Source organism: Synechocystis sp. LEGE 06083 (assembly GCF_015207725.1).
Classification (GTDB): domain Bacteria; phylum Cyanobacteriota; class Cyanobacteriia; order Cyanobacteriales; family Microcystaceae; genus Synechocystis; species Synechocystis salina.
The window spans coordinates 1-6,965 of the sequence record NZ_JADEWJ010000214.1; the positions used below are offsets into that span (position 1 = coordinate 1).

Below are 6,965 nucleotides of genomic sequence, written 5' to 3' on the forward strand. Positions count from 1 at the left end.
GTTATTTATCTGCGCCCCCCAAACTTTCCATGGCTGAACAACATTTACTCATCTTTACCCGTTGGCCAGAACCGGGAAAAACTAAAACTCGCCTCATTCCCGCCCTCGGCCCTGGGGGAGCGGCTCAGTTACAGCAACAACTGACGGAACATACAGTTCACATCGCTAATATTTTCCGCCAGCAAACCTTAATCAAATCCCAGGTGACCATTTTTTACACTGGCGGCCCTGAGCACCAGATGAAGCAATGGTTAGGGAATGATTTAACTTACCAATCCCAAAGCTCCGGGGATTTAGGCGATCGCCTGCAAAAATCCTGTCAGTGGGCCCTTGGCCAAGGCAGTCAAAAAGTGGTGATTATCGGCATTGATTGCCCCGGTGTGACTCCAGAATTGCTCCAAACTGCGTTCACCGCCTTGGATAATTGCTCGGTGGTGTTGGGACCGGCCCTGGATGGCGGTTATTATCTAATTGGCTTGACTAGGTTCAACCCTGCCTATTTTGAGCAAATCGACTGGGGCACCGAGAGAGTTTATCAACAGACCCTAGCCAAAATTGTCCAAAACGGCGATCGCCCTTACAATCTGCCTGCCCTACCGGACATAGACCACCCCACGGACTTACAATATCTGCCCACTGCTTTCACCAACACAGCCCCAACTTAGGTTGACAGTGCTAAATGGGCAACGGTATGATGAAAATTTGTCGATGATTTTCTTATTTATTAGGAGAACGATCCTAATTCCCACTATATTTAACACATGCCAACTATCCAGCAGCTAATTCGTAGCGAACGCTCGAAGGTACAGAAGAAAACTAAATCCCCTGCCCTCAAGCAATGCCCCCAACGGCGGGGAGTCTGCACCAGGGTTTACACCACCACCCCAAAAAAGCCCAACTCCGCCCTGCGGAAAGTGGCCAGGGTACGTCTTACCTCTGGGTTTGAGGTGACGGCCTACATCCCCGGCATTGGCCATAACCTGCAGGAGCACTCCGTCGTCCTGATCCGGGGCGGTCGGGTGAAAGACCTGCCTGGGGTTCGCTACCATATTGTGCGGGGGACGCTGGATGCCACCGGAGTTAAAGACCGGAAACAGGGTCGCTCCAAATACGGCACCAAACGGGAAAAAGCGAAGAAATAACTTTCTCAACTTTCCACTAGGCTAACTTCCCTTGTCTGGTGAAGGTGTAGCCAGTTTTACAACTCTCCCTTACTTCCGGCGGCCTAGCCTGAGAAGTTTGGCAGTGACCACAACCTTTAATGATTATCTAGAGCAAAAAGAGTAAAAAGTTATGTCTCGTCGCGGCAACGTCAAAAAGCGCCCTGTCCCCCCGGATCCCGTTTACAACAGCACTCTGCTGAGCATGACCATCCGTCGGGTAATGCGCTCCGGTAAAAAATCCTTGGCTTCTAGCATTGTTTACAATGCCTTGACCTCCGTTGGTGAAAAAACCGGCGAAGATCCCTTGGAGGTATTTGAAAAGGCGATCAAAAACCTGACTCCCCTGGTGGAAGTTAAAGCCCGTCGGGTTGGGGGTGCCACCTACCAAGTGCCCATGGAAGTTCGCCCCGCCCGGGGGACTGCTCTGGCCTTGCGCTGGTTAGTGCATTTTTCCCGTGCTCGGGGTGGCCGCACCATGGAAAGCAAATTGGCTAACGAAATTATGGATGCCGCCAATGAAACCGGCGCCGCCATCAAAAAGCGGGAAGAAACCCACCGCATGGCCGAGGCCAACAAAGCCTTTGCCCATTACCGCTACTAGGCAAAACATCATCACCACAGGTTTGGGGTTGAGTTGCCCCCACACCTCCCTGGGCTAGTTTCCAGTAAAATTTCCCCCCAGATTTAGTTGCAAGTCTAGAAAGGTCGGGGAAAACGTATAGAATTGTTAATGGCCTCCCATTTCCCCTTGGGGAAGAGAGAGCTTGTTTGTGGTCGAACCCCCGGTTAGGAGTAAACTTCATGGCTCGCACAGTGCCCCTAGAACGAATACGTAACATTGGTATCGCCGCCCACATTGATGCGGGTAAGACCACCACGACGGAACGGATTCTGTTCTACTCTGGCGTGGTCCACAAAATCGGTGAGGTTCATGAAGGTACGGCGGTGACGGACTGGATGGCCCAGGAGAGGGAAAGGGGCATCACCATCACAGCCGCAGCTATTAGTACCGATTGGTTGGGGCACCACATTAATATCATCGACACTCCAGGGCACGTGGATTTCACCATTGAGGTGGAACGCTCCATGCGAGTACTGGACGGAGTAATTGCTGTATTTTGTTCCGTGGGGGGAGTGCAACCCCAATCGGAAACGGTGTGGCGTCAGGCGGAACGGTACCATGTGCCCCGCATTGCCTTTATCAATAAAATGGACCGCACCGGGGCTAATTTTTTCCGGGTCTGTCAACAAATTAGCGATCGCCTGCGGGCTAATGCAGTGCCCATTCAAATTCCCATTGGTAGTGAAGCGGAGTTTGAAGGCATCGTGGATTTGGTGCGGATGAAGGCCTACTTGTACAAAAACGATTTGGGCACGGACATCCAAGAAGTTCCCATCCCTGCTGCAGTGCAAGATAAAGCAGAAGAATATCGCTTGCGCTTGGTGGAATCGGTGGCAGAAGCAGATGATGCCCTGATGGAAAAGTATTTAGAAGGGGAAGAGTTGACCGCCGATGAATTGGTGGCTGGTCTACGGCGGGGCACCATTGCCGGCACCATGGTACCAGTGCTCTGCGGCTCCGCGTTTAAAAATAAAGGGGTCCAGCTTTTACTCGATGCCGTGGTGGATTATCTCCCCTCCCCCCTGGAAGTACCGGCGATCGAGGGACATTTACCCGATGGGGAAGTGGCTGCTAGACCAGCGGACGATGAAGCTCCCCTGTCGGCCTTGGCTTTTAAGGTAATGGCAGATCAGTTTGGTCGGCTTACCTTTGTGCGGGTTTATTCCGGTGTGTTGTCCAAGGGCAGTTACGTGCTCAATTCCACCAAAGAGAAGAAAGAGCGCATTTCTCGCCTAATTATTCTCAAAGCCGATGAGCGCATCGAGGTAGATCAGCTTAACGCCGGCGATCTGGGGGCAGTGCTGGGGCTCAAGGATACTCTCACCGGAGACACCCTTTGTGATGACCAAGAACCAATTATTTTAGAGTCCCTGTTTATTCCCCAGCCGGTCATTTCCGTGGCGGTGGAACCAAAAACCAAACAGGATATGGACAAGCTTTCCAAGGCTTTGCAGTCCCTATCTGAAGAGGATCCCACCTTCCGGGTCAGCGTCGATCCAGAAACCAATCAAACGGTGATCGCCGGCATGGGAGAATTGCATTTAGAAATTCTGGTGGACCGAATGCTGCGGGAATTTAAGGTGGAGGCCAATGTGGGGGCTCCCCAGGTAGCTTATCGGGAAACCATTCGTAAGGCGGTGCAGGCTGAAGGTAAATTCATTCGCCAGAGTGGGGGCAAAGGCCAATATGGCCATGTGGTCATTGAGGTGGAGCCCACCGAGCCTGGGACGGGCTTTGAATTTGTCTCTAAGATCGTCGGTGGCATCATTCCGAAGGAATACATTGCCCCGTCAGAACAGGGGATGAAGGAAGCCTGTGCTTCGGGGGTGTTGGCGGGCTACCCGGTCATTGACCTCAAAGCCACCTTGGTGGATGGGTCTTTCCATGATGTGGACTCATCGGAGATGGCCTTCAAGATTGCTGGTTCCATGGCAATCCGGGAGGCTGTTAACCAGGCTGACCCTGTGCTCCTGGAGCCGGTCATGAAAGTCGAGATTGAAGTTCCTGATGACTTCATGGGCAACGTGATCGGTGACCTCAATGCCCGTCGGGGCCACATTGAGGGCCAGGAAACGGAGCAGGGCATAGCCAAAGTGGCCGCTAGTGTCCCATTAGCGGAAATGTTTGGTTATGCGACCGATATCCGGTCAAAAACCCAAGGCCGGGGTATTTTTTCGATGGAATTTAGCCATTATGCAGAAGTACCCCGTAATGTTGCCGAGGCGATCGTCGCCAAAAGCAGAGGGTATGCCTAACCCGGCGGTTCTCCTAGGACTGCAATCTGTGTAGAAACAATCAAAGGAATTATTTATTCATGGCACGCGCAAAATTTGAACGGACGAAAGACCACGTAAACATTGGCACCATTGGTCACGTTGACCACGGTAAAACCACCCTAACGGCGGCGATCACCATGACCTTGGCGGAATTGGGTGGTGCCAAAGCCCGGAAATATGAAGATATTGATGCGGCTCCTGAGGAAAAAGCCCGGGGTATTACCATCAATACCGCCCACGTTGAGTATGAAACCGATAGCCGTCACTATGCCCACGTGGACTGTCCTGGTCACGCTGACTATGTGAAAAACATGATCACCGGTGCCGCCCAGATGGACGGTGCGATTCTGGTGGTTTCCGCCGCTGATGGCCCCATGCCCCAAACCCGGGAGCACATTCTCTTGGCCAAGCAGGTAGGGGTTCCCAAACTAGTGGTCTTTTTGAACAAGAAAGACATGGTGGACGACGAAGAACTGTTAGAACTGGTGGAATTGGAAGTTCGTGAGTTGCTCAGCGACTACGATTTCCCCGGCGATGACATTCCCATCGTGGCTGGCTCTGCCCTTAAGGCGATCGAAGGCGAAAAAGAATACAAAGATGCAATCCTTGAGCTGATGAAAGCTGTGGATGATTACATCGACACCCCTGAGCGCGAAGTGGACAAGCCTTTCTTGATGGCTGTAGAAGACGTATTCTCCATCACTGGTCGTGGTACCGTTGCCACTGGTCGGATTGAACGGGGTAAAGTTAAAGTTGGCGAAGAAATTTCCATCGTCGGCATTAAAGATACTCGTAAAGCCACCGTTACCGGTGTGGAAATGTTCCAGAAAACCCTTGAAGAAGGGATGGCTGGGGACAACGTCGGTCTGCTTCTCCGGGGTATTCAAAAAGAAGATATCGAACGGGGTATGGTTTTGGCCAAGCCCGGTTCCATCACTCCCCACACCGAATTTGAAGGGGAAGTCTATGTGCTCAAGAAAGAAGAAGGCGGTCGCCATACTCCTTTCTTTGCCAACTACCGCCCCCAGTTCTATGTGCGGACAACGGACGTAACTGGTACCATCAAGAGCTACACCGCTGATGATGGTAGTGCTGTGGAAATGGTTATGCCTGGCGATCGTATCAAAATGACCGTTGAGCTGATCAATCCCATCGCCATTGAACAAGGGATGCGTTTTGCTATCCGTGAAGGTGGTCGTACCATCGGTGCCGGTGTTGTTTCTAAGATTTTGAAGTAGTCCTTAGAACAACATTAATGATGTAGTTGGTGTTGGGTTGGTTACGGTAAGTTTTTTCTGACTGGGCCAGCCCCGCTGACTACTCAACTTTCTGAACCTTGACAATTAAACAGTCCGCTAATTCTGAGTTAAATTTCCATGGCAACATTGCAACAACAAAAGATCCGTATCCGCCTCAAAGCCTTTGACCGTCGCCTTCTCGATACATCCTGCGACAAGATTGTTGATACCGCTAATCGTACTAATGCCGCTGCTGTGGGGCCCATTCCTTTGCCCACCAAACGGAAGGTTTATTGTGTGTTGCGCTCTCCCCACGTGGATAAAGATTCCCGGGAGCATTTCGAAACCCGCACCCACCGCCGTATCATCGACATTTATCAGCCTTCTTCCAAAACCATTGACGCTCTCATGAAGTTGGATCTCCCCGCTGGGGTTGATATTGAAGTCAAGCTCTAAATTGAAATTGAATATTTAAATTTTCAACATCCTCGTTAAACTGATAGCGAGGATTTTTTATTGGTAAAATTGGGTGGATCCATGTGGTAGAAGAAGATAAAAGTATTAAAAGTCGAACAATTATGTTGAAGTCACTAGTTATTGAAAATTTTCGCTGCTTTCCCCATTTTGAGTTATCTAATTTAGGGCGAGTTAATTTATTAGTGGGAAAAAACAATAGTGGAAAAAGCTCGATTTTAGAATCAATTAAACTCCTCTATTCTGGGGGATATCTCTCGGATTTTGCTGAAATAGCAGTAGTCCGCCATGAATATGATTATGATTTCAAAGATTCTGATGCAGTTGAGTTTAGTAATTTTTTCTTTGGTAGAGATCCTGAGGATGATTCATTTTTCGAACTGACTAGCATACAAGAGCATTTTAATAATAGGAATGAACTAGAAAAGTGTGGGCTAAGAGCATTAGTGAAGCTTGGTTATAAGTCAGAGTTGGGCCAAATGTATTATGAAGTGGTTCCCGAAATAAGAATTAACGAAAAAGTCGATAAGAATCCTTCGTTTCTTTTGTACGGTCAGGATATAAAATTTATTAAAAAATATTCAAAAAAAGGCGTCAATTCTGGCAAAATAACTAGACTAGTACCTCCTCAGTCTCTTGTCATCTCTGACATGATAGATCTTTTTGAAAATGTCGAATTAACTGAAAAAGAATATTTGGTATATCAAGCTTTACAGTCGATAGACTCAAGTATTGAAAGAGTTGCTCCAACTAATCGCAAAGGAAATGCTAGTTTTCGGGTAAAATTGTATGACTGTAATCGTCCTGTTCCAATTGGTAGTATGGGTGATGGTATTTGGCGGATGTTGGGTTTAGCCTTATCAATTGTCAACGTCAAAGACGGTATTTTATTAGTTGATGAAATTGATACTGGACTCCATTACACTGCAATGGATGATATGTGGAAAATGATTTGGCAAACAGCTAATGATCTTAATGTTCAGGTTTTTGCCACTACCCACAGTAACGATTGCTGGAAAAGCTTAGCCGAACTTGCTAGCACTTTAGATGACAACAGTGATGGAATTGGGCATTGTCTGCTTAGGGAGTGAGAGCTAGAATTGTTACGCAGTATAAGGTTGAAAAAAATGAACTGTATCTATTGTGAAAGTGAACGGGTAGTGAAAAATGGAAGAAAGAAGCTGAAGACGAG

General features: G+C 48.8%; 7 protein-coding genes. All 7 read left to right on the plus strand.

Annotated features, from left to right (window positions below; genetic code table 11):
- Window positions 1-665: TIGR04282 family arsenosugar biosynthesis glycosyltransferase (locus IQ219_RS14760; RefSeq protein ID WP_368667613.1), on the plus strand; the 665-nt coding region annotated here is incomplete at its 5' end.
- A 96-nt stretch (window positions 666-761) separates the two neighbouring features.
- Window positions 762-1,142 carry a 30S ribosomal protein S12 gene (rpsL, locus tag IQ219_RS14765; RefSeq protein ID WP_010872944.1) on the plus strand — a complete coding sequence of 127 codons (381 nt, stop codon included), beginning with the start codon at window positions 762-764 and terminating at the stop codon, window positions 1,140-1,142.
- A 151-nt stretch (window positions 1,143-1,293) separates the two neighbouring features.
- Window positions 1,294-1,764 carry a 30S ribosomal protein S7 gene (gene rpsG, locus IQ219_RS14770; RefSeq protein ID WP_190595987.1) on the plus strand — a complete coding sequence of 157 codons (471 nt, stop codon included), beginning with the start codon at window positions 1,294-1,296 and terminating at the stop codon, window positions 1,762-1,764.
- 200 nt (window positions 1,765-1,964) lie between these two features.
- Window positions 1,965-4,040: an elongation factor G gene (gene fusA / locus IQ219_RS14775; RefSeq protein ID WP_190595989.1), complete on the plus strand. Its 2,076-nt coding sequence runs from the start codon at window positions 1,965-1,967 to the stop codon at window positions 4,038-4,040.
- 59 nt (window positions 4,041-4,099) lie between these two features.
- Window positions 4,100-5,299 (plus strand): elongation factor Tu, encoded by a 1,200-nt coding sequence (gene tuf / locus IQ219_RS14780; RefSeq protein ID WP_010872941.1) that lies wholly within the window; start codon window positions 4,100-4,102, stop codon window positions 5,297-5,299.
- A gap of 138 nt (window positions 5,300-5,437) precedes the next feature.
- The gene (gene rpsJ, locus IQ219_RS14785) at window positions 5,438-5,755 is read left to right on the plus strand and encodes a 30S ribosomal protein S10 (RefSeq protein WP_190595990.1); all 318 of its coding nucleotides are present in this window, start codon (window positions 5,438-5,440) and stop codon (window positions 5,753-5,755) included.
- An 83-nt stretch (window positions 5,756-5,838) separates the two neighbouring features.
- Complete coding sequence (locus IQ219_RS14790) at window positions 5,839-6,864, plus strand: AAA family ATPase (protein ID WP_194073108.1); 1,026 nt, start codon at window positions 5,839-5,841, stop codon at window positions 6,862-6,864.
- Window positions 6,865-6,965 lie beyond the last annotated feature (101 nt).